This is a genomic window from Streptomyces sp. TOM-9 (assembly GCF_056858595.1).
The window spans coordinates 9,132,814-9,151,534 of record NZ_JBXEQB010000001.1; the positions used below are offsets into that span (position 1 = coordinate 9,132,814).

Consider the following 18,721-nt stretch of genomic DNA (forward strand, 5'->3'; position numbering starts at 1 on the left):
GCCCGGCGGTGTCCGTTCCGCCGGACGAGGGCGCCGTCGCCTGAGATGCGCCGCCACCGGTCCCGAACAGGGGATGAAACCGGTGGCGGCACAGGGCGAACGGCGATGGGGGTTGAGCGCGTGACGAGGGGACTGTGCTGATCGGCTATTCGTTGCCGTGGACGAGCGCCGACCCCAACGGTGTACGCCGGTAACGGATCTCGTGACGGTGTCGCGCCCCGACGACCAGCCCGCTGTCCCGCAGCACCCTCAGGTGCTCGGAGACCGTGGCGGGTGCCAGCTGGTGCCGTTGTGCCAGCCGTGTTGTCGACGCCGGCTCGTCGAGCGCCGTCAGCAGGGCGGCACGGGTTCCCCCGATGAGTCGTGCCAGGGCGGCGCTCGGGAGTTCACGCGTCGGCTGCCAGAGGTTGCCCAGGCCCCGGGCCCGGTAGGCGACCGCCGGCTGCCACGGCGGCTGCGTGATCACGATCGCCTCGTCCCACTTGAACACGCTGGGCATGAGCAGCACGCCTCGCCCGGCGAGCGCGACGTGCTCGTTGCCGCCGGGGTCGCGTACGAGGGTGTCGCCCGTCCAGTGCAACGTCCGGTCGAGATCGGCGAACAGGCCGTCCAGACCGCCTTCGGCAAGTCGCCGCGAGCGGTAGGCGATGTCGGCCTCCAGCGCTGCGCGCACCTGCGGCCACACCGGCTCGACGAGCGCCTGCCACGCCGCGCGCACCAACTGTGTCAGGAGCCCGAGCACGTCGGCCGGGTCGCCGAGCAGCAGCCCTCCGAGTCCGTCGGCCTGGGCGCCCGGGGTGTCGAGCAGTGACATCTCGATCTCGCGGCGCACGACGGAAGCGGGCGTGGCTGCCATCCGGGTGAGCTCGCCGTCGAAGTCCGGGGAGGAGGTGAGCGGGGGCAGGGAGAGGAAGTCCGGGGTGTAGCCGCGACGTGGCTGCAGCAGAGTGAGCGGCCGCAGGTCGACCGCCTGAAGACGGGGCAGCGCCTCCTGCAGCCACCGACGGTGATGCGGACCGGGCCCGGGGCCCTGCGGTCCGGTCGCGATCCGTACTGCGGCGAGGGTCTCGAAGACCGGGGAGTAGGCGAACCGGCAGCGGGCCAGGTCGGACGGCCCGAAGCCGAGGCTGATGGCCACGCCCACCCCCGTGGGTTCCGTGTCCCGAGCGTCGTACGCCGGCGACGGTGATTCGGCCCGTACCGAATCACTGGTGGTGATCCTAACCGCCTGGCCAGGATTGATCACCTCGGCCGGCACCGGTCGAACCCACCGGAGAATCAAGGGAGTACGGCAATGCACGACGTCACCGACCAAGCCGGGCCGGGCGGCCGGTATGCCGAGGTCAACCGCCGCGCCGCCGCGCTGTTCGCCGTCATCGACAACCACGAGGAGGCCGCGTTCCTCGCGCAGATCGACGCGCTCGTGGCCGAACTGCCCGAAGGAGATGCCGACGGCCTGTTCCACAGGGCCTGCGCCCGCGACTCCTGGGGCCATTCCGGCCTGGCCGTCCCGCTCTACCGCGAGGCGCTCGAACGCGGCGGCCTGACCGGCGAGAACCGCTGCCGCGCCGTGATCCAGATGTCCAGCTCCCTGCGCAACACCGGCGATGCGGCCGCGGGCCTGGCGATGCTGGAGGCCGAGCGCGCCCACGGCTCGGACCACCTCGACGACGCTCTCGATGCCGTCACCGCGCTGTGCCTCGCCTCACTCGGCCGCGAACGCGAAGGGCTGTCGCTCGTCCTGATCGCCCTGGCCAAGCATCTGCCGCGGTACAACCGCTCCATGGCCCACTACGGAAAGGCTCTGATCGAGGACTGAGTTGGCACAGCGCCGCCGACACCCGTACCGCGCACCTCGGCGCGGAACCGGATCGCCGCCCGTCGCGTCGGAGCGACAGCCGACCACGGAAAGGCACGCCGATGCCGAGACCTCACGCACTCCTGCTCACCGCGGTGTCAGCGCTCGCGCTGGCCGCGACCGCCTGCGGCTCCGATACCGAAGCGGCCCCGGAGCCCCGATGGGCCGAGCCGGCGCGGTACTCCTTCACGCTGCTCTCCGAAGGCGGCGAGCGCGGTGGCCTGGGCAAGTACCGGATCACCGTGGCGGACGGGAAGGTGGCCGAGGCGGTAGGTCTCGACGAGGCGGCCCGGCGGACCATCGCCCGCGAGCCGCAGAACGTGCGGACCCTGCGCGACCTCCTCACCGAGCTGCGACAGGCCCGGGCGGACGAGGCCGATGTCGCGGACGCGGTGTTCGCTCCCGACGGACACCCCACCGAGATCCACCTCGACTGGGAGACGAACTCCGTGGACGACGAGGCCGACTACCTGATCACCGAGTATCGCGTGCACCCCTGAGGATCGTTCGCGCTTGCGCACCCCCACACCACCCGGGTCGCAGAGCACGACCGTGTCCCTGCCCCCTGCTTCTCTACAGCGCCGCCGACGGGAGAGGGACACCACGGTCCGCGGCGACGGCGCGGGCCGCTTGGGCGCAGGCCGAGAACCGCTTCCCGGCGCGGTCGACCACCCCGGTCACGGGGTCGGCCGTACACGGGTGGGCACGGTCGCCGTGCCAGGTGCACCGGGCAGCGGACACGCTGCCCGGGTCGAGTTCGGACAGATCGATCCACACCGCACTTTTCTCCATGCCGCACAGACTGGCACGCCCGGCAGCCTCCGCGGGCGCAAAAGCGGTCTGCGCCGGTCTGCTCAGCCCCGACCAGGAGGGCCGCTCGGGCCGCGTGGACCGGCAGAGACCGGGCGGACGGTCTGCCGACCGCTCGGGGCGGTCGTCAGCGGATTCCGGCCTCGGCCCGCGCGTAGAACGCGGCGAGTGCCTGGGGGTTCTTGGTGTAGACGTCGATCTTGCGCACCGTGCCGTCCTCGACCTGGTGGATCTCCACCATGGTCAGCGGGAACTCCTCACCGGTGGTGCGGGCCGTGAGCGTTCCGGTGAGCGTGCCGACGACGCCCGCCGGGCCCTCGTACACCTCGGCCGCGGTGATGGCGACGGCGGCGTAGCCCATCATCGCGCCGAGGACCGACTGCACGAACACCTCGCGGCCCTGGTGCACACCGCCGTACGGGAGCTGGTTCGGCTCGTCGACGATCACCTCAGGGGCGAGCCTTTCCAGGAGACCCGGGACGTCGCCCCTGCTCAGCGCGGCGTACAGCCCCCGCACGACATCCGCGGGGCTCTCAATCACCGTCTCGGTCGCCTTGTTCATCGTCTGTGTCCTTCCGGTCCTGTTCACCATGGGGGTGGTGCCCCGGGGGGTCGGGGCACAGACCATGCAACGCCGGACGGCCGGGGCGGGGGAGTCCCTGCCGTGAGGGGTACTGCCAGGGTCCCCCACGCTTCGCGCGGCCTGCCTACCCTGTCCGTATGGACAACCGGGACGCCGTCAGTGCCTTCCTCCGCTCCAGACGCGACAGGATCACCCCCGAGCAGGCCGGACTGCCGACGTACGGTCAGCGGAGGGTGTCCGGGCTGCGCAGGGGTGAGGTGGCCACGCTCGCCGGGGTCAGCGTCGAGTACTACACGCGCCTGGAGCGCGGCAACCTCAAAGGTGTCTCCGGCAGCGTGCTGGACGCCCTCGCCCGGGCGTTGCGGCTCGACGCCACCGAGCGCATGTACCTGTACGACCTCGCCCGTGCCGCGGGACCGGCGCCCGCGGCGCGGGTACGGGCACGGGTACCGCAGCAGAGCCGGCCCGCGGTGCGGCCGAGCGTGGCGCGGATCGTCGAGGGGATGCCGCGGATGCCGGCGTTCGTGATGAACAACCGCCTCGACACGCTGACCGCCAACCCCTTGGGCCGGGCCCTGTACGCGGAGATGTACGCCGACCCGACCTGCGGAGCGAACGTCGCCCGGTTCGCCTTCTTCCATCCCGCGGCCGGGCGGTTCTACGCCGACTGGGAACGCATGGCCCGTTTCGCCGTCGGCGCCCTGCGTGTCGAGGCGGGAAGGCACCCTTACGACCGGGAACTGACGGACCTGGTCGGTGAACTGTCCACCCGCAGCCACGCCTTCCGCATGCTGTGGGGATCCCACGACGTGCATGTCTTCCGCGACAGCACCAAGCGCCTCAACCACCCGCTCGTGGGCGACCTGGAACTCGACCAGGAAACCATGAGCCTGCCCGACGAAAGCGGTCTGAGCGTGGTCGTCTACAGCGCGCCCTCCGGGTCCGCCGCCGAGGACGCCCTGACGATCCTCGCCAACTGGTCCGCCACCGCAGCGGAGCGGGAGGCGGACCACACCGACGAGCGGCGCAAGGGTTGACGATCCGCGATGCGGCGCCGGCCCGCACCGATGCGTCGTGCGCGGTGCGGGCCGGCGCCGCCGGGGGCCGGGGTGCCGGGTCGGCTGTCAGAAGCCGCAGTACTGGTTGGACCCGTTGTAGGGCAGCAGTGAGTCCTTCACCCATCCGGTGCGGTCGTCGTGCTGGTTGTAGAGGTACGTCCAGGTGCCGTTCTGGCCGGACGTCCAGCAGTAGTAGATCAGGACGTCCTGGTTGTCGGCCCAGCCGACGACCCCGCACGCCGTGCTGGAGCCGCTGCGCATGTTGGCGCTGACGCCCGGCGGCATGCGCACGTCCGTGCCGTCCGTGCCCCAGGCGCCCTGACCGCAGGACGCGTTGGCCGTCGCCGGCCCCGCGGTGCTCACGACCAGGGCCGCCGGCACGGCGAGCACTCCGGCGGCCAGTGCCGCCCATTTCGCCTTGCGTGTCGATCGCATGCTTGATCCCCTCCCGTTGGCGCCGGCATGGTTCCGGTGGAGGCGAACCCGCCGGCCGCGGCTGTCAGAAACCGGACGGCGGTGCGACGTTCGTGCTGATCTTGCCGTAGGTCGAGTTGGAGCCGTAGGTGATCCTGATGAAGATGTTGGTGGCCCGGCCGCTGAAGGTCGCCGACTTCGCGGTGTAGACGCCGTTGCACTCGCTCGCCTGCGAGCTCGCCCCGGTGGGCGACAGGATCACGTTCGACTTGGCGCAGACGCCGTCGGTGAGGGCGTCGTACAGCTCGAACTTCACCGTCTGCCAGTAGGAGCCGTCGAAGATGTTCTTGCCCCAGGTGACGGAGCAGTTCCGGAGCCTGGCGTGGGTCGTGCCACCGGAGTCGTTGACCCACAGGGACGCGCAGGCCACGGTCGACGTGCGGTCGCCCGTGTCGGCGGCGGCGGTGGTCGGCGCGACGGCGGCGCCCGCGAGCGTCGAGCCCAGGGCTAAGGCGAAGGCGCCTGCGGCGCTGGTCAGCGACCTGCGCGACGGACGTACGGACATGGTTCCCCCTCGTTGGTGTGGTGCGTACGGCGGACCGCCGCCGGCGCGGCGGTCCGGGCGGTCGGACGCGGCCGCGGTGATCACGTCACCGCGATTCGATTCTTTGTGCGAATCGACGCCAGTCTGTTCCATGGATCATGTCCACAACAAGCACCCGTGTACGACACATTGACGTACCGTCAGAAGCGATCACCGTGTGCGGGATGCCGGTCGGGACCGCGCACTCCGTCAGGGGCGGCTCGGTGCCGGCTCCGGCTCTCGCGGGTGCGCTGCCGCGCGGCGGGGGAGCAGCAGCGGGGTCGCCAGCAGGAGCACGCCGGCCAGGCCGATGGCGGTGCGCGCCCCGAGCAGACCTCCCAGCACGCCCCAGACGGCCGTCAGGAGCGCCGTCGAGGCCTTGGTCGTCACCGCCCAGGCGGACAGCGTGCGGGCGACCCGGTCGGTCGCGGTGCGCTCGAGGCGGTAGGTGGCGTGGACGGGGTTGAAGATCCCGCAGCAGAAGATGAGCCCCAGTTCGACGCCCATCACCAGCAGCAGCCCTCCGGTGCCCGGCCCCAGGAAGGCCAGGCCGACGGGCCAGAGCGCGCGCAGCGCCCCCGTGACGACCAGGACCTGGCGCTGTCCGAACCGGGTGACGAGCGGCCGGGCCAGCCGCGAACCGAGCAGCCCGCCGATCGAGGGCGCCGCGAAGGCGAGGCCGTACTCCCATGCTGTGAACCCGAGCTTGCCGAGCATCAGGACGGCGAGCAACGGCTGGACGGCCATCACCAGGCCGTTGAACAGGGCGGTGTTGAAGAACAACGGACGCAGTGCCCGGTCGGCGAGGATGTACCGCCAGCCGTCGAGCAGGTCCCGGCTCCTCATGCGCGTGGCCTCCCGGCGCTCGGGCCGCGGCTCGTGCCCGCCCGTCGCGCGGATGCCGAGGGCCGAGAGCAGGTAGCTGACCGCGTCGGCCACCACCGTCGCCACCGGGCCGAGCAGCCCGATCGCCGCGCCGCCCAGCGGTGGTCCGATGATCGTGGTCGTCCATGCCGTGGACTCGAAGCGGGCGTTGGCGACGAGCAGGTCCTCGGCCGGCAGCAGGGTCTTCACGTAGGCGCCGGAGGCGGCGCGGAAGGTGATGTCGGCCGCCGCGACGGCGACCGAGACCAGCAGGAGCTGGAGGAAGGTGAGGACGCCGAGCGCGAACGCGGCGGGGATGGTCAGCAGCGCCGCGAACCGCACCAGGTCCATCGAGATCAGCACGTGCCGCTTGCGGCGGAACTCCACCCACGGGCCGAGCGGCACCGCCACGGCCGCGCCCACCGCGGACCCCACGGAGGCGAGCGCGGCGACCTCGGCCGGTCCGGCGTGCAGCACCTGGATGGCGATCAGGGGGAACGCGCCGAAGGCGAGCCACGTGCCGAGCGCGCTGGTCCCGTACGCTGCCCACAGCCACCCGAACCGCCGTCCCAGCCGGTGCCCGCTCCCCATGCCCGACGCCCCTCGCCACTCACCCTGCACAACCGGTCCGCGATCGGACTCATCAAAGCGAGGCCCGCGGCCTGGGATCAAACAACCGCAGAACCGGCGGCCACAACCAATGGTTGTGGCCGTAGGGTGTCGGGCATGGACATCGAGACCGTCCGGACCTTCGTCGCCGCCGCCGACGCGGGGCGGTTCCAGGAGGCCGCCGCCGAGCTGGCGGTCACCCAGCAGGCCGTCTCCAAGCGCATCGCCGCGCTGGAGCGCAGCCTCGGCGTGCGGCTGTTCACCCGCACGGCGCGCGGCGCCGAGCTCACCATCGACGGGCAGGCGTTCCTGCCCCACGCGCGCGAGCTGCTGCGCGTCGCCGAGCGCGCGGTCGCGTCGGTGCGCACCGGCCGCCGTCCGCTGCGCGTCGACATCATCGCCTCGCGTGGCGCGGCGTCGGGCATGATGCGCGGCTTCCACCGCGCGCACCCCGAGATCGAGCTCGACGTGGTGATGCTGTTCGACATCGAGACGGCCGTCGCCGCCATCCGGTCCGGTGAGATCGACGCGTCCTTCCGCGCCGTCGCCGCGCCCGGCCGGCCCCTTCCCGAGGACGTCGAGTCCGTCCGGGTGCTCGACGAACCGCTCGAGCTCCTCGTCGGCCCCGCCCACGCGCTGGCGGGCGCCCGGTCGGTGACGGTCGCACAGCTCTCCGGGCACCGGATCTGGATGCCCGGCATCGTGCCGGGTACCGAGTGGTCCGCCTACTACGACGACCTCGTCGCCGAGTTCGGCCTCACCATCGAGGCGACCGGCCCCAACTTCGGTTCCGACGCGCTCCTCGACACCGTCGCCGACACCCCGGCCCTGGCCACCTTCATGGGCGGGAACACCAGCCTCGTCTGGCCCGCCGGCCACGGCCTGCGCCGCATCCCGGTGACCGACCCGACACCCGTCTACCCGCACTCGCTCCTGTGGCACCGCGACAACCCCCACCCGGCGCTGGCCACCCTCCGCGCCCACCTCGCCGCCGCCACGGCCGGCCACGACGCCGCCGGGACCTGGACGCCGGGCTGGGTGACCGCGCACTGAACGCCGCCGCGTCCACGATGATCCCGGCAGGACTGCGGCGGCGCGGGGCTCGCCCTACGTCGCCCTGCGCTCGCGGGCTTCCGGTTCCTCCGCCGCCCCGCGCGACGGGACACCGGGCCGCGTGAGCGGCGCGAGCCGCTGGACGGCGCTGTCCACGAGTTCGAGGTCCGCCTTGGTGTGGGCGATGGCGGCGTCGATGAGGAGGGCCACCAGAGGGTCGTCGGTGTGGCCGCGCCGCAGGCGGGTGAGACCGGCGAGTTCGGAGAGGTAGGTCTGGCGCTGGGTCTCCACCAGGGCGTGCACGGCGTCGGAGCCCAGTGAGGCGGCGCCGAACAGCTTGAGGAACAACTCGTCACGGAAGCCGCCCGTGCGGACCCACGCCGTGGTCGCCCAGGAGTGCAACTCGTCCTGGCCCTGCGCGGTGAGGGTGTAGCGCGTCTTGTCGGGGCGGTCGCTCTGCGCCACTTGGGACCGGGTGACGTGGCCGTCGCGCACCAGGCGGTCCAGGATCTGGTACAGGTGCCCGATGTTGAGGCCGCCCCACTGCGGGCCGATGGCGTCCTCGAAACGGCTCTTGAGCTCGTAGCCGTGGCTCGGTCCCTCGGACAGCAGCGCGAGCACTGCGTGGTGCAGCGGCATTTTGCATCCCCTCTGTATTGTGACAATGTACCCCTGCATTGCCGCAATGCATGAGGGGTGGTCGGAAGCATGAGCGTGACCCTGCGGGACGTGTCCCGCCGGCACCCGGGAGTCGTGGCGCTGGACGGCGTCGACCTGGAGATCGGGGACGGCGAATCCGTCGCACTCACCGGCCCGTCCGGCGCCGGCAAGTCGACCGTGCTGCACCTGGTCGGCGGCATGGACCTGCCCGACTCCGGCACGGTGGAGGTCGACGGCACCGCGCTGACACCGGGCGGGCTCGACGCCCATCGCCGCCGGATCGGCTTCGTCTTCCAGCGCTTCCACCTCCTGCCCGCGCTGACGGTGCTGGACAACGTCCTGGCGCCGGTGCTGCCCCGCCGGGTGGACTTCGACCGGCGGGCCCGCGCCATGGAACTCCTGGAGGCCGTGGGCCTGGCACAGCGGGCGGGGGCGCTGCCCTCGGAGCTGTCGGGCGGTCAGCAGCAGCGCGTGGCGGTCGCGCGGGCGCTGATCAACCGGCCCGGCCTGCTGCTCGCGGACGAGCCGACCGGCAACCTGGACAGCGCGACCGGCAGGGAGATCATCGACCTGCTGCTCTCGCTGACCGAGCAGTACGGGATGACGCTGCTCGTCGCGACGCACGACGTGGAGGTGGCCGCGAGCTGCGACCGGATCGTGCGCCTGCGCGACGGACGGATCGTGGCCGACGAACGCGTGACGCCGGCCACCGACGTCCTCGACCGGCTCGGGGGGCTCCGCCCGTGATCGCCATGATCTGGTCCCAGCTGCGGCGTCATCGGGCCCGTGCGCTGGCACTGGCCGCCGGCATCCTCGTGGCCGCGACCAGCTTCACCCTGCTCACCTCGACGGTGACCACCAGTCAGGCGCGGACCACCGAGACCGTCCGGAAGAACGCCCGCTCCGCGTACGACGTCCTGGTGCGTCCCCACGCGAGCCAGACCGCGGTCGAGCGCGGCGACGGACTGGTCGAGGCGAACTTCCTGTCCGGGATCTTCGGCGGCATCGGCCTCGGCGAGTACGACCGGATCAAGAAGATGCCGGGGATCGAGGTCGCCGCGCCGGTCGCCAACGTCGGCTACCTGATGGTGCCGGGGACGCTGAAGGTCGACGTGTCGTCCTTCCTGGACGGCACGGCGCCTTCCCAGATCCTGCGGATCAAGCCGACCCTGACGGCGGGTCTGGGCCGCTACCGGACCGCCGACCAGTACGTGTACCTGAGCCGCAACCCGATCGAGCCGTCGGAGACCTTCTCCGACTCCACGTTCCCGGGTCTGCTGGAGGAGCACGCGGACCACCGGACCTATCCGGTCTGCTGGTACTACAACCACAACAAGACCGACGTGCACATCGAGCACACCGACGACGGCGGATTCGGACCCCTCAAGCCCAGCCTCATGCGCGAGGACCGCCGCGAGGAGTCCCCGTTCGACCCCGACATGAACTCCTGGCTCACCTGCCGGTCGGGACGGGACAAGGCGATCGCCGAGATCCCGGTCTCCTACCCGGTGCTCCTGTCGGCGGTGGACCCCGCCGCCGAGGACCGGCTGGTGGGCCTCGCACACGCCATCACCTCCGGCCGCATGCTCACCGACCGGGACAAGCCCGTCTGGGGCCGCAAGGAGAACTGGTCGAACGAGCCCTACTGGACGATCCCGGCCGTGCTCAGCGACCAGACCCTCACCTCCGGCACGGTGAACGCCACCGTGGAGCGGCTGGACGCCGGCGACCCCGCCGCCCTGCGCGCGAAGCTCGGCAGCCCCGCCGCCCACGACTTCGTCGACGACCTGCGCGGAACACCGGTGGGACGCGTCAGCGCCGACCTGGAGCGGGGCTTTCCCGGGAAGTCCCTCTTCGCCCCCCTGGCCGACAGCTACTGGACGGTCGGCCCCGTCGACTACCGCCGCGCCGGGACGGGCCTGGCCCCACGCGCCCGCGCCGGCCAGTCCCCGGAGGTGTGGCGCACCAACGCGGACCGCCAGTTCGTGGAGTTCGTGCCCGAGGAGAACACCGGCACCCAGTTCCGCGAGATCGTCAGCCACCCCGGAACCGCCTGCTGGGGTACCCGGACCTGCGCGCACGAGGACTACGGCAGGACGCCGATCCCGTACCTGACCCCGGTCGGCCGCTACGACGCCACCGAACTGCCCGGCTTCTCCTCGCTGTCCGAGGTACCGCTGGAGACCTACCGCTCGCCCCAGGTCACCGGCGCCGACGAGGCCGGGCGGACGGCGCTGCACAACAGGCCGCTGCGTCCCGACCGCAATCTCGGCGGCTACCTCGCCGCACCGCCCACCATGCTCACCTCCCTGGACGCCCTCCCCGTCCTCACCAAGAGCCGCCGGCAGCCGACCGCGCAGGACAAGGCCCCCATCAGCGCCATCCGCATCCGGGTCGCCGGCGTCACCGGAGTCGACCCGGCCTCGCAGGCCCGGGTCAACGCGGTCGCGGGCCGCATCCGCACCGCGTACCCCGGTCTCCAGGTGGACATCACCATCGGCAGCTCACCGGCACCGCAGACCATCGCGCTGCCCGGCGTCGACGTCGTGGAGAACTGGACCGCCAAGGGCGTGGCCCTGCGCATCCTCAAGGCCGTCGACGCCAAGAGCGCCGTGCTGTTCGTGCTGGTCCTCGTCGTCTGCGCGCTCTTCCTCGCCCAGGCCGCCCTGGCCTCCGTGCGATCACGCCGCACCGAGATCGGCACCCTGCGCTGCCTGGGCTGGAGCCCGCCGGAGATCCTCCGGCTCATCCTCGGCGAACTCCTGGCCATCGGCTTGGGCGCGGGCGCCGCGGGCGCCGTCCTCGCCTACGTCCTGGGCCTGCTGCTGAAGCTGCCCGACGCGGGGACCAAGGCGGCTCTCGTGCTGCCCGTTTCGCTGCTGCTCGCGGTCACCGCCGGGCTGTTCCCGGCCTGGCGTGCCACCCGGCTGAGGCCCCTGGACGCGATCACGCCCCCGGTGACCGCCACCGGCCGCGCGGCGCCCGTACGTTCGGTCCCCGGACTCGCCGTACGCAACCTGCTGCGGGTACGCGGCCGTACCGCGCTCGGCGCGGCGGGACTGGCCCTGGCGGTGGCGGCCTTCACCGTCCTGCTCGCCCTCACCCTGGGCTTCCGCGGCGAGGCGGCCGGCTCGCTGCTGGGCAACGCCGTCGTCGCACAGGCCCGCACCGCCGACTACCTGAGCGTCGCCCTGTCGCTGCTCCTGGGAGCCGCCGGCGCGGTGGACGTCCTGGTGCTGTCCATGCGCGAACGCGCCGCCGACCTCGCCGTGCTGCGCGCCACCGGCTGGACGACCCGTGAACTCGCCCTGCTCAGCTACTACGAGGGTGCCCTGCTCGCCCTCCTGGGCGGCCTCACCGGTGCGGTCACCGGGCTCGGGACGGTCCTCGCGATCGGCTGGGGCACCTTGGACGGGCGCCTCCCGGCCGTCGGCGGCGCGGCGCTCCTCGCCACCCTGGCCGCCGTGGTCCTCGTCTGCGCCGCCCTGGCCCTCCCGGTCCGCGCCCAGTCACGCATCGCCCCCGCCCATCTGCTGGCGGTGGGATGACGGATGCCGGGAACGGCGGGGAGGCCATCCGTCGTGGGGCCGTCACCCGCGGCCCGGGGCCCGGGAGCCCCGGGCCCCGGGACGGCCGGGGGAGGTGTCGTCACGGCCGGTCGGCCGCCCCCTCCGGCCGAGGGCCGATGTAGCCCTCGTGGACGTCCTGGCCACGGGCGTACCCGGGCTGGAAGCGCACGCCGGCGTAGTGCGAGGCCTTCTCCGCCTCCTGCGCCCGCCTGCCCAGCTCGGAGGTGTCGCCGAAACCGAGGACGTCGCGGGCGAGCTGGGTGAGCGGCCCGTCGACCTGGTACTCGGTGCGCTGCATGGTGAGCATGTTGATCAGGTAGAGCGGCGTGCCGTTGAACTTCTCGAACATCTCGTGGCGGGTGCCCCATTCGGTGAGGAAGCGCTCGCTGATCTGCCGGAAGATCTTGATCCGGTCCCGGGCGCTGATCTCGGCACCACGCAGCGCCTCCTCCAGCTTGGGGCCGATGTAGGGGTCGTCCAGCTCGCGCTTGGTCGGCTGGATGACCACGCCGCGGCCGCAGAAGTCGATCAGCTTGTTGACCATGTCGTGCTGGTTCTCGAGGTAGTGGGCCCGGCCGAAGTCGATGTAGATGTTGTTCGGCTTGTACAGCCCGCCCGGGGTCTCAAAACCGGTCTCCTCGGCCGCGAGCATGAACGCGCGGCAGGTCTCGCGGAACCGGATCAGTTCGGCGAGCTGCGACTGCACCACGGGCTGGCGGCTGGTGCCCAGGGCCTGGGTGATGAGCAGCGCGAGGCCGACCATGAGTTCGGCGTGCGTGCACTGCCGGATCTGGGTCTCCAGGTGCACCCAGTCGAACTGCCGCTGCGGGTACCACTTGGCGTGGTCGGGGTTGCCGATGTGCTGGACCTGTGGCCAGGGGATCAGCACGTCGTCGAAGTAGACCATCCCGTCGAGCTCGTCGCCGATGGTCGCCAGCGGACGGTCGTAGGGGTCGGCGTCGGGCTGGGCCCGCGATTCCCGGGCCACCACGGTCACGCCCTCAGTGGCCAGCGGCACCATCGCGTAGATGGTCTGCTCGGGCGTCTGGCCGGGCCGCCACAGGTTGCCGATCAGGAGGTTGTTGACGAAGGGGAGCGAGGTGCCGATGGCCTTCCAGCCACGGACGACGATGCCCTCGTCGTTCTCCTCCATGATGCGCAGCATGGGGGTCTCGGCCAGCGCGTCGTCGCGGCCGCGGTCGAACTGCACGTCGACGAACATGGGCGAGATCGCGAGGTCCTTGGAGGTGACCTCTTCCCACTGGCGCTGGATGTTGCCCGAAAGGTCGCGGCGGGGGCCGGTGAAGCGGGAGTTCTCGGCCCACGGCTGCTGGTCGTCGACCTGGGTGAACATGACGACGTTCATACCGGCGGGCGGCCGGGTAAAGATGCCGCCCTTGAAGTGCCGGAACAGGAACTCGGCGTACTTGCGGCGGCGGACGGCGTCCTCCTTCGACCGCGGCAGGAACCAGTGCATCGACTGGCGCTTGCCGTTCCCGTCGACGAAGGTGGTGGTCTCCTGGTGCTCGGGGTCCAGGTGCAGGTCGTAGTACTCGGCGATCGCCTGGGCGTATCCGCGGGTCTTGGGGTGGGTGGTGACGTCCTCGACGAGTTCGCCCCCGACGTAGACCTTGCGGCCGTCGCGCAGCGACTCCAGGTATTCCTTGCCGGTCCTCATGGCGTGTCTCCCGTGGTGGTGTCGTTGGTGTGACGGTGGTGGGTGGCGGCCTCGTACAGGCGGGCCGGCGGACCGGTCGGCGTCATGCCACCGCCTCCGTCATCGCCGGAACCGCCTCCATGTCCACGCCGCGTTGGTAGCGTCCCTGCCCGAACAGCAGGGGGGAGCGGAGGTCGGGCGCGATGACGGCCCGCACGTTGCCGATGACGACGAGGTGGCTGCCCACGGGCCGTGCCTCGGCCGTCTCGCAGTCGAAGGTCACCAGCGAATCCCGCAGCACCGGCGAGTTCACCTCGGCCGGCAGTTCGCTGCCCGCGACGACGTGGTCGTCGACGAATTTCACGGTTCCCTGGCGTGAGCACAGCTGTGACACGGGGACTTGGTCCAGGCTGAGCAGGTTGACCGCGAAACGGCTCTCGCGGTGGATGTCCGCAGCGGTGACCGTGCGCTCGTTGACGCACACCAGCACCGTCGGCGGCTCCAGACAGACCGAGGCGAACGCGCTGACCGTCATTCCCCAGGCGCGACCGTCATGACGGGTGGTCACCACGGCCAATCCGCCGACCACCCGGCGCATCGCCGAGCGGAAGGCATCCGCATCCGCCGTCCTTTCCGGCGGCCGCGGCGCGGCGTCGAGCCGCACGGTGTCTTTCCCGTACGGGCCGCCGCCGGTATTTCCTGATTCCATCATCCGATCTCTCCAAACCGGCGACGGCGCGGGTGCCACCGCCCAGGAGGGGAAACCTGACGCAGTTTCGGCCGTCCGGGCCGCACCGCTGGACCGGGACGCTATGATCTGCGCAACACACCCGTCAAATGCATATGTTGAATTCACGGTATTTGCGCCGCGAATATATGGACTGGTCAGGGATGATGAACCTGCGGAACGTCGATCTGAATCTGCTCGTGGCGCTGGACGCCCTGCTGGCCGAGCGCAACGTCAGCCGCGCGGGGCGGCGTCTGGGCCTCAGTCAGCCCGCGACCAGCTCGTCGCTCGCCCGCCTCAGGAAGCTGTTCGGTGACCCGCTCTTGGTGCGGCAGGGCAGGGAACTCGCCCTCACGGCAGAAGCCGAGCGGCTGGTGCGACCCGTACGGGAGATCCTCGACCTCGTCGAGCGGACCATAGCGCAGCGTTCCGAATTCGACCCGGCCACGGACGTACGGAGCTTCTCCATCAGCGCGTCCGACTACGCGACGCTGGTATTGCTGAGCCCCTTTGTTCAAGCAGTGGCCGCCGAGGCCCCCGGCGTGACGATCCACGTCCTTCCCCGATCGAGAGATCCGCGGCAATTGCTCGACTCCGATGTTGCCGAGCTCATCATCGAACCGAAAGAGTTGATGGGCGACACCGGATTCCCGTCGTATCCGTTGTTCGGCGACCAATGGCTGTGCGCCGTCGACGCCGCGAACCCCGCGGGCGCGACGCAGCGAATAACGATCGACGAATATCTCCGTCTTCCGCACCTCGTGTACAGCATCGGGCCGGACAGGCGACTCAACCTGGCCGACCAGCACCTCGCCCGGCTCGGCACCCCACGCCGGATCGAGTTCACGGTGGAGAGTTTCCTCCTCGTCCCCTTCTTGATCCGGGGTACGTCCCTGGCCAGCCTGGTCCTTGAGCGGGCGGCACGCCAACTCGCCGCCGCGACGACCGACATCCGCTTCCTGCCCCCGCCCGTCGCCCTGCCCGACATCCACGAGAGGATGTACTGGCACCCCCGTCACACCAGCGACCCGGCGCACCTCTGGCTGCGCGAGCGCCTGCTCGCCTCCGCGAGTGTCCTCGGCGGCATGGACGGACCTCGCACGCGCCAGGACTGACCCACCCGCTCGGTGGTGCGGGCGGGCCGTCCGCGGATCCCGCTCGTTTCGTCCGGACCGTCGGCACTGTCATTGAAAGCATTCATCGCCCTCGGGGCGTGTGCGTCGCCGAGCTCTGCCACGTCACCGCCGCCGACGCCCCCCGGACGCTCCGGGCCCCTGCCGACCGCGCCCCCGCCCTGCCGGCGGCTGGATCTCCGCGTCGCGCCTGGTCGGAAACGACCGGAATCGAATGCATAAGTCCGGGTAGGGGGATATGTGGAATGACCAAAATGGCGGGAGATGGTCCGTATGTCGCGCACACAACCCGGCATCGAGCAGCACCCCGATCTGCTGGAACTTCGCGCCGATTACGAGCGTGCGACCGCGACCCATCGCGGTCAGGCCATCAGGGCCATGGGTCTGCTCACCGGCGTCTATCTGGCCGCGTCACCGTGGATCGCGGGTTTCAACGCGCTGTTGGGCTTCAATGCGCTGTCGACGATCGCCGTCAACAACCTCATCGCCGGTATCGCGTACGCCCTGCTCATGGGCGGGGCGGGGCGAGGCTTCGAGCGCACCCACTCCAAGGCCTGGGCTGCGGCGATCATCGCCCTGTGGACGATCATCTCGCCCTGGTGCATCGCGGGAGATGTCAGTACGTGGCGCACCATCACGAACAACGTGATCGTCGGAGCGATCGGCCTGGTGCTCGCGCTTGCTGCGGCAACAACGCGTCCCGGTGGCGCTCGCGCCCAGGAGCACGGCATGTCACACACCCCTGGAGGGCTGGGGCGCCGGTGACGCAGAACGGTCGGCGCGGGCCCGGCTGAGGCCCGCGCCCCGCGTCATCTGCGCGGAACTGCTCCATCAGGATGCTGTCGTGGAGGAGCGGAGCGCCGGGTGACGGTGATGCCGCCCCCGGACACCGGCGGCCCCGTCGTGCGCGTGGACCTCGGCACTGCGTCTGCCCCTGTGCGCCACGCAATTCCCGCCCGTCACGTCGAAGCCGCGTCGTACTCGTCGAGGGCGGCGAGGACTTCCGCGGGCAGACTGTTCCTCGTGCGTCTGAGGGCGGCGACGATTCGTGCCGCCCGGGCGTCCTCGTCGGCGTCCTCGCGGGCGATGTCGCGCATGCTGTGCAGGTCGTGGACGCCCAGGGCGCCCGTCGGGTGGTCGATCCCCGCCTCGCGCAGCACCTCGTCAACTGCTTCGAGCTCGGCGCGCAGCTGCTCGATCTCGGCCCGCCGGGCGTCGGGGGTGCGCAGTGCGTCCACGATGGCGACGAACGCGGCGAGGTGCTCGTCGGCGATGCCGAGGCAGTCGGCGGCCTCTTCGGCTGTCATGTGCGGCATGCGGGAATCCTCTCGCGCCGGCGCCCGGCCCGGCGGGTAGCCGCGGGGCGTCCGGCGAGCCGCTCAGTCGAGTGCGGCCATGAGGTGCTGATCGTTTACGCCGTCCGTGACGAACAGCGGCGCCCCACTCCACACGTCCAGGGCAGGGGGTGGCTGCGACGGCGTGCGCTGCTCGCCCGTCCCGGCGTTTCCCCTCATTCCGGCTGAAGCTTTGATTTCCGGCATTTCGTACGGGTAGGTCACCTAAGGGGGAACTTGGTCGCCGACCGAGCGGGGCGCGTCGGCCGGCCGTTCACCTACTGCACGCGGCAGGAGGGGCATGGACCCGTGGCTGATCTGGCTCATCGCCGCGGCAGGGCTGGCCGTGGCGGAGCTCTTCACGCTCACTGCCGCGCTGGGGCTGCTGGGTGGGGCTGCCTTGATCACGGCGGGATCCGCGGCAGCCGGGCTTCCGCTGCCCTTGCAGTTCGTGGTGTTCACCGTCGTTGCTGCGAGCACCGTTCTGTTCATCCGTCCCGTCGTGCTGCGCCACGTGCGCCGGCCCCCGGCGGAGCGATTCGGTGTCGAGGCGCTGGTCGGCAGGAGCGCCTACGTCGTCTCAGAGGTGACGGGCATGGGCGGCAGGGTCCGCATCGGAGGCGAGGAATGGACGGCCCGAGCCTATGACGAGACGCTGGTGATACCTCCGGGAACGACCGTCGACGTCATCGAGATCAGCGGCGCCACCGCACTCGTCTACCCCCAGGAGTGAACCATGGAATCGGGGCTCCTCGTCGCCGGAGTGATTGTCGCGCTCTTCGTCGTCTTCACCGTGCTGCGGGCGGTACGCATCGTGCCCCAGGCACGCGCCCGCAACGTCGAACGGCTCGGCCGTTACCACCGCACCCTGAAACCCGGCCTCAACGTCGTCATCCCCTACATCGACCGTGTCTATCCGGTGATCGACCTGCGAGAACAGGTGGTCTCCTTCCGACCGCAACCGGTGATCACCGAGGACAACCTGGTCGTGGAGATCGACACCGTCCTGTACTTCCAGGTCACCGACCCGCGGGCGGCCGCCTATGAGATCGCCAACTACCTCCAGGCGGTCGAGCAGCTCACCGTCACCACCTTGCGCAACGTCGTCGGGTCCATGGACCTGGAGAAGGTCCTCACCTCGCGCGACACCATCAACAGCCAGCTCCGCGGTGTGCTGGACGAGGCCACCGGCAAATGGGGGCTGAGGGTCAACCGGGTGGAGATCAAGGCCATCGACCCGCCGCAGTCCATCAAGGACGCGATGGAGAAGCAGATGCGGGCCGAGCGGGACAAGCGGGCCGTGATCCTCGGGGCCGAAGGACAACGTCAGTCGCAGATACTGACTGCCGAAGGCGACAAGCAGGCCGCCGTCCTGCGCGCGGAGGGCAACCGCACGGCTGAGATCCTCAAGGCCGAGGGCCAGTCACGGGCCATCGACGAGGTGTTCCAGGCCGTGCACCGCAACGACCCCGACCCCAAGCTGCTCGCGTACCAGTACATGCAGATGCTGCCCCAGCTCGCGCAGGGCGCGGGCAGCACGTTCTGGGTCATCCCCAGCGAGGTCACCTCCGCACTGGACGGTGTGTCGCGCGCATTCAGCGAAGTGCTGCCGCAGTCGCCGGCCACCCGGGAGAAGTCCTCGGACGACAAGGCCGCCCAGGCCGCCGCCGACGCCGCGCGGGCCGCAGAGGCCGCTGCCGAGGCCCTTGCCGACGCCGCCCAGGCCGAGGCGCCCTCGGCACGCCCCTCGGCCGACCCCCTCGCCGGTCCTGGGTGAGAACCGGCGCACCCTCCGCGGGGTCCGGCCCG

General features: G+C 71.1%; 20 protein-coding genes. 10 read left to right on the forward strand and 10 right to left on the reverse strand.

What is annotated here, in order from left to right; all coding sequences use genetic code 11:
* Window positions 1-145: 145 nt before the first annotated feature.
* A complete protein-coding gene (locus AC1VWI_RS41820; RefSeq protein ID WP_499516291.1) occupies window positions 146-1,138 on the reverse strand; it encodes an ArsR/SmtB family transcription factor in 993 nt (330 codons plus the stop codon).
* Window positions 1,139-1,294: 156 nt separating this feature from the next.
* Between AC1VWI_RS41820 and AC1VWI_RS41825 the strand changes: the two genes are divergently transcribed.
* Both AC1VWI_RS41825 and AC1VWI_RS41830 read left to right on the forward strand, forming a co-directional pair.
* Window positions 1,295-1,819 carry a tetratricopeptide repeat protein gene (locus AC1VWI_RS41825; RefSeq protein ID WP_499516292.1) on the forward strand — a complete coding sequence of 175 codons (525 nt, stop codon included), beginning with the start codon at window positions 1,295-1,297 and terminating at the stop codon, window positions 1,817-1,819.
* Between the two features lie 101 nt (window positions 1,820-1,920).
* Window positions 1,921-2,358 carry a DUF6174 domain-containing protein gene (locus tag AC1VWI_RS41830; protein ID WP_499516293.1) on the forward strand — a complete coding sequence of 146 codons (438 nt, stop codon included), beginning with the start codon at window positions 1,921-1,923 and terminating at the stop codon, window positions 2,356-2,358.
* A gap of 73 nt (window positions 2,359-2,431) precedes the next feature.
* On the opposite strand, the gene AC1VWI_RS41835 is transcribed toward AC1VWI_RS41830, so the two are convergent.
* Window positions 2,432-2,650: a hypothetical protein gene (locus AC1VWI_RS41835; RefSeq protein ID WP_499516294.1), complete on the reverse strand. Its 219-nt coding sequence runs from the start codon at window positions 2,648-2,650 to the stop codon at window positions 2,432-2,434.
* 145 nt (window positions 2,651-2,795) lie between these two features.
* On the reverse strand, window positions 2,796-3,230 hold the full coding sequence (locus tag AC1VWI_RS41840; RefSeq protein ID WP_499516295.1) for a nuclear transport factor 2 family protein: 435 nt from the start codon (window positions 3,228-3,230) through the stop codon (window positions 2,796-2,798).
* A 158-nt stretch (window positions 3,231-3,388) separates the two neighbouring features.
* Between AC1VWI_RS41840 and AC1VWI_RS41845 the strand changes: the two genes are divergently transcribed.
* On the forward strand, window positions 3,389-4,288 hold the full coding sequence (locus AC1VWI_RS41845; protein ID WP_499516296.1) for a helix-turn-helix domain-containing protein: 900 nt from the start codon (window positions 3,389-3,391) through the stop codon (window positions 4,286-4,288).
* Between the two features lie 87 nt (window positions 4,289-4,375).
* Here the strand turns inward: AC1VWI_RS41845 and AC1VWI_RS41850 are convergent, their stop codons facing one another.
* The 3 genes from AC1VWI_RS41850 to AC1VWI_RS41860 all read right to left on the reverse strand — a co-directional run bounded on the left by AC1VWI_RS41850 (window position 4,376) and on the right by AC1VWI_RS41860 (window position 6,761).
* A complete protein-coding gene (locus AC1VWI_RS41850; RefSeq protein WP_499516297.1) occupies window positions 4,376-4,744 on the reverse strand; it encodes an SH3 domain-containing protein in 369 nt (122 codons plus the stop codon).
* Between the two features lie 64 nt (window positions 4,745-4,808).
* A complete protein-coding gene (locus tag AC1VWI_RS41855; RefSeq protein ID WP_499516298.1) occupies window positions 4,809-5,288 on the reverse strand; it encodes a hypothetical protein in 480 nt (159 codons plus the stop codon).
* 228 nt (window positions 5,289-5,516) lie between these two features.
* Window positions 5,517-6,761 carry an MFS transporter gene (locus AC1VWI_RS41860; RefSeq protein WP_499516299.1) on the reverse strand — a complete coding sequence of 415 codons (1,245 nt, stop codon included), beginning with the start codon at window positions 6,759-6,761 and terminating at the stop codon, window positions 5,517-5,519.
* A gap of 135 nt (window positions 6,762-6,896) precedes the next feature.
* Between AC1VWI_RS41860 and AC1VWI_RS41865 the strand changes: the two genes are divergently transcribed.
* Complete coding sequence (locus tag AC1VWI_RS41865; RefSeq protein ID WP_499516300.1) at window positions 6,897-7,832, forward strand: LysR family transcriptional regulator; 936 nt, start codon at window positions 6,897-6,899, stop codon at window positions 7,830-7,832.
* A gap of 54 nt (window positions 7,833-7,886) precedes the next feature.
* Here the strand turns inward: AC1VWI_RS41865 and AC1VWI_RS41870 are convergent, their stop codons facing one another.
* Window positions 7,887-8,471: a PadR family transcriptional regulator gene (locus tag AC1VWI_RS41870; protein ID WP_499516301.1), complete on the reverse strand. Its 585-nt coding sequence runs from the start codon at window positions 8,469-8,471 to the stop codon at window positions 7,887-7,889.
* A gap of 69 nt (window positions 8,472-8,540) precedes the next feature.
* Between AC1VWI_RS41870 and AC1VWI_RS41875 the strand changes: the two genes are divergently transcribed.
* Both AC1VWI_RS41875 and AC1VWI_RS41880 read left to right on the forward strand, forming a co-directional pair.
* A complete protein-coding gene (locus AC1VWI_RS41875) occupies window positions 8,541-9,239 on the forward strand; it encodes an ABC transporter ATP-binding protein (RefSeq protein ID WP_499516302.1) in 699 nt (232 codons plus the stop codon).
* Window positions 9,240-9,244: 5 nt separating this feature from the next.
* Window positions 9,245-12,040: an FtsX-like permease family protein gene (locus AC1VWI_RS41880; RefSeq protein ID WP_499517045.1), complete on the forward strand. Its 2,796-nt coding sequence runs from the start codon at window positions 9,245-9,247 to the stop codon at window positions 12,038-12,040.
* Window positions 12,041-12,140: 100 nt separating this feature from the next.
* Here the strand turns inward: AC1VWI_RS41880 and AC1VWI_RS41885 are convergent, their stop codons facing one another.
* Together AC1VWI_RS41885 and AC1VWI_RS41890 are read right to left on the reverse strand one after the other, a co-directional pair.
* On the reverse strand, window positions 12,141-13,739 hold the full coding sequence (locus tag AC1VWI_RS41885; protein WP_499516303.1) for a 4-hydroxyphenylacetate 3-hydroxylase family protein: 1,599 nt from the start codon (window positions 13,737-13,739) through the stop codon (window positions 12,141-12,143).
* An 82-nt stretch (window positions 13,740-13,821) separates the two neighbouring features.
* Window positions 13,822-14,382, reverse strand: a complete 561-nt coding sequence (locus tag AC1VWI_RS41890; protein WP_499516304.1) for a flavin reductase family protein — start codon at window positions 14,380-14,382, stop codon at window positions 13,822-13,824.
* Between the two features lie 173 nt (window positions 14,383-14,555).
* Between AC1VWI_RS41890 and AC1VWI_RS41895 the strand changes: the two genes are divergently transcribed.
* Entirely contained in the window at window positions 14,556-15,560 is a 1,005-nt protein-coding gene (locus AC1VWI_RS41895; RefSeq protein ID WP_499516305.1) for a LysR family transcriptional regulator, read from the forward strand.
* Window positions 15,561-15,851: 291 nt separating this feature from the next.
* Window positions 15,852-16,343: an SPW repeat protein gene (locus AC1VWI_RS41900; protein ID WP_499516306.1), complete on the forward strand. Its 492-nt coding sequence runs from the start codon at window positions 15,852-15,854 to the stop codon at window positions 16,341-16,343.
* A 194-nt stretch (window positions 16,344-16,537) separates the two neighbouring features.
* On the opposite strand, the gene AC1VWI_RS41905 is transcribed toward AC1VWI_RS41900, so the two are convergent.
* A complete protein-coding gene (locus tag AC1VWI_RS41905) occupies window positions 16,538-16,894 on the reverse strand; it encodes a hypothetical protein (RefSeq protein WP_499516307.1) in 357 nt (118 codons plus the stop codon).
* Between the two features lie 319 nt (window positions 16,895-17,213).
* Here AC1VWI_RS41905 and AC1VWI_RS41910 point away from each other — a divergent pair, with 319 nt between their 5' ends.
* Window positions 17,214-17,645 carry an NfeD family protein gene (locus tag AC1VWI_RS41910; protein ID WP_499516308.1) on the forward strand — a complete coding sequence of 144 codons (432 nt, stop codon included), beginning with the start codon at window positions 17,214-17,216 and terminating at the stop codon, window positions 17,643-17,645.
* Window positions 17,646-17,648: 3 nt separating this feature from the next.
* On the forward strand, window positions 17,649-18,689 hold the full coding sequence (locus tag AC1VWI_RS41915; protein ID WP_499516309.1) for an SPFH domain-containing protein: 1,041 nt from the start codon (window positions 17,649-17,651) through the stop codon (window positions 18,687-18,689).
* Window positions 18,690-18,721: the final 32 nt, after the last annotated feature.

Excerpts from the sequence above, each read along its gene's own strand:
- AC1VWI_RS41840 (WP_499516295.1), bottom strand. The coding sequence starts at position 3,230 with ATGAACAAGGCGACCGAGACGGTGATTGAGAGCCCCGCGGATGTCGTG.
- AC1VWI_RS41845 (WP_499516296.1), top strand. The coding sequence starts at position 3,389 with ATGGACAACCGGGACGCCGTCAGTGCCTTCCTCCGCTCCAGACGCGAC.
- AC1VWI_RS41880 (WP_499517045.1), top strand. The coding sequence starts at position 9,245 with ATGATCTGGTCCCAGCTGCGGCGTCATCGGGCCCGTGCGCTGGCACTG.
- AC1VWI_RS41870 (WP_499516301.1), bottom strand. The coding sequence starts at position 8,471 with ATGCCGCTGCACCACGCAGTGCTCGCGCTGCTGTCCGAGGGACCGAGC.
- AC1VWI_RS41895 (WP_499516305.1), top strand. The coding sequence starts at position 14,556 with ATGCATATGTTGAATTCACGGTATTTGCGCCGCGAATATATGGACTGG.
- AC1VWI_RS41860 (WP_499516299.1), bottom strand. The coding sequence starts at position 6,761 with ATGGGGAGCGGGCACCGGCTGGGACGGCGGTTCGGGTGGCTGTGGGCA.
- AC1VWI_RS41910 (WP_499516308.1), top strand. The coding sequence starts at position 17,214 with ATGGACCCGTGGCTGATCTGGCTCATCGCCGCGGCAGGGCTGGCCGTG.
- AC1VWI_RS41825 (WP_499516292.1), top strand. The coding sequence starts at position 1,295 with ATGCACGACGTCACCGACCAAGCCGGGCCGGGCGGCCGGTATGCCGAG.
- AC1VWI_RS41875 (WP_499516302.1), top strand. The coding sequence starts at position 8,541 with ATGAGCGTGACCCTGCGGGACGTGTCCCGCCGGCACCCGGGAGTCGTG.
- AC1VWI_RS41905 (WP_499516307.1), bottom strand. The coding sequence starts at position 16,894 with ATGCCGCACATGACAGCCGAAGAGGCCGCCGACTGCCTCGGCATCGCC.
- AC1VWI_RS41900 (WP_499516306.1), top strand. The coding sequence starts at position 15,852 with ATGTCGCGCACACAACCCGGCATCGAGCAGCACCCCGATCTGCTGGAA.
- AC1VWI_RS41830 (WP_499516293.1), top strand. The coding sequence starts at position 1,921 with ATGCCGAGACCTCACGCACTCCTGCTCACCGCGGTGTCAGCGCTCGCG.
- AC1VWI_RS41850 (WP_499516297.1), bottom strand. The coding sequence starts at position 4,744 with ATGCGATCGACACGCAAGGCGAAATGGGCGGCACTGGCCGCCGGAGTG.
- AC1VWI_RS41855 (WP_499516298.1), bottom strand. The coding sequence starts at position 5,288 with ATGTCCGTACGTCCGTCGCGCAGGTCGCTGACCAGCGCCGCAGGCGCC.
- AC1VWI_RS41915 (WP_499516309.1), top strand. The coding sequence starts at position 17,649 with ATGGAATCGGGGCTCCTCGTCGCCGGAGTGATTGTCGCGCTCTTCGTC.
- AC1VWI_RS41835 (WP_499516294.1), bottom strand. The coding sequence starts at position 2,650 with ATGGAGAAAAGTGCGGTGTGGATCGATCTGTCCGAACTCGACCCGGGC.
- AC1VWI_RS41865 (WP_499516300.1), top strand. The coding sequence starts at position 6,897 with ATGGACATCGAGACCGTCCGGACCTTCGTCGCCGCCGCCGACGCGGGG.
- AC1VWI_RS41885 (WP_499516303.1), bottom strand. The coding sequence starts at position 13,739 with ATGAGGACCGGCAAGGAATACCTGGAGTCGCTGCGCGACGGCCGCAAG.